The 427-nt window shown below is 61.6% G+C and carries 1 protein-coding gene; it reads right to left on the bottom strand.

Translation table 11 applies throughout. The annotated features are described in order from the left end of the window. Positions 1-427, bottom strand: a 427-nt coding sequence (locus AB4Z27_RS29665; protein ID WP_441646068.1) for a DUF6396 domain-containing protein, incomplete at both ends; no start/stop codon positions are given.

Here is a 427-nt window from a genome sequence, read left to right as displayed (position 1 = left end):
TAGATTCAGGGTAGAACAGCAGGCGGCACAACCAAGGCGGGCTAGGGCTGATATCGGTGTAGGAATTGGACGACTTTGGGTTATATAGGGTGGTTTCGCCTGCGTGCCCAATGCCGCCTTGGGCGGGGGCGGAATGGCCAGGCCCGTGGCGGGGTCGAGGTTCTTGGCCTTGCACGCGCGGAGGATCAGGTCGTCCGACGGTTTTGGCGGTGGTTCGGCGGCTTCCTGTTCCTTCTGCCACTGGAAGGTGCCGTCCCAGGGCGGAAGCTTGGCCGGGGGCAGGGGGACGATTTTGTCGATGTCGGGGAGCTTGGGGTTTTGGCCGTCGTAGCGGTCTAGGAATTTGCCGATTTGCTCATAACGGCGGGAGCGTTCGGGGTCGGGAGGTAAGGCAAGATAGTCCATATCCTCTGGGAGAACCGGCTTG

This window comes from Cupriavidus sp. KB_39 (assembly GCF_052114485.1).
In the GTDB taxonomy this organism is placed as follows: domain Bacteria; phylum Pseudomonadota; class Gammaproteobacteria; order Burkholderiales; family Burkholderiaceae; genus Cupriavidus.
The sequence above is the reverse complement of the archived record's forward strand: the minus strand, read 5'-3'. Positions and strand labels throughout refer to the sequence as shown.